Consider the following 714-nt stretch of genomic DNA (forward strand, 5'->3'; position numbering starts at 1 on the left):
CCCCCAAAGTGATATAGCCGTCGATGGAAGCAACCAAAGGCTGCTTGCCGGAAAGGACGCCAGGCACATGGCTGTTCGCGAGCCAGGCCTCCTCGGCAAGCTTGCCGGCGCTCGGATCGTTTTCACGAAAGGCAAGAAGTGCCCGCGTGTAGAGCCATGCAGCAGCGCCATCGTCTTCGTGCTGTTTGAGAAGCTTCCTCAGGGCCTTGATATCGTCGCGCGCCAGCAAATGCCCGGCCAGCGCATAGCGGATGCCCTGATTGTCATTCGGATTTAGCTTGAGCATTGCCTGATAATGGTCGATGGCCTCCTGATGCTGACCAAGCCGCCAGAGTACCGCGGCAAGACCTGCCCGCGCCCGCATGTAGGGGCGCGTCTCGAGAAAACCCCAGAAGCGACCGGCATATTCCTTAAACCCGTCAGGGCCCAGCGCCTCTTCACCCGCCGCGACGCCCTTCTGGTAGTAGTCCAGCACTTCCTCGACAGACCCCGCCTCTTCTTCGGCCAACAGCACATAGGCGTCGGCGCACAACGGCGAGACTTTAAGCGCTTTCCTGGCCAGTGTAATACGCTTGCTGCGACTGGTTGCTTCCCAAGCCTCATACATGATGTCTTGCGCAGCGTCCGTCGGGTCGCTCCCACGCCCTCCGCCGAAAAGACCTGCCATGAACCCCTCCATGCCGCGCCGGTCCGGCATCGGAGGCAGAGCATTGT

The 714-nt window shown here is 60.9% G+C and carries 1 protein-coding gene; it reads right to left on the reverse strand.

What is annotated here, in order from left to right:
• Nucleotides 1-667, reverse strand: a 667-nt coding sequence (locus tag EN786_RS35955; RefSeq protein ID WP_135910011.1) for a tetratricopeptide repeat protein, incomplete at its 3' end; no start/stop codon positions are given.
• Nucleotides 668-714: the final 47 nt, after the last annotated feature.

The sequence above is a fragment of the Mesorhizobium sp. M4B.F.Ca.ET.143.01.1.1 genome (genome assembly GCF_004792275.1).
Lineage (GTDB): Bacteria > Pseudomonadota > Alphaproteobacteria > Rhizobiales > Rhizobiaceae > Mesorhizobium > Mesorhizobium abyssinicae.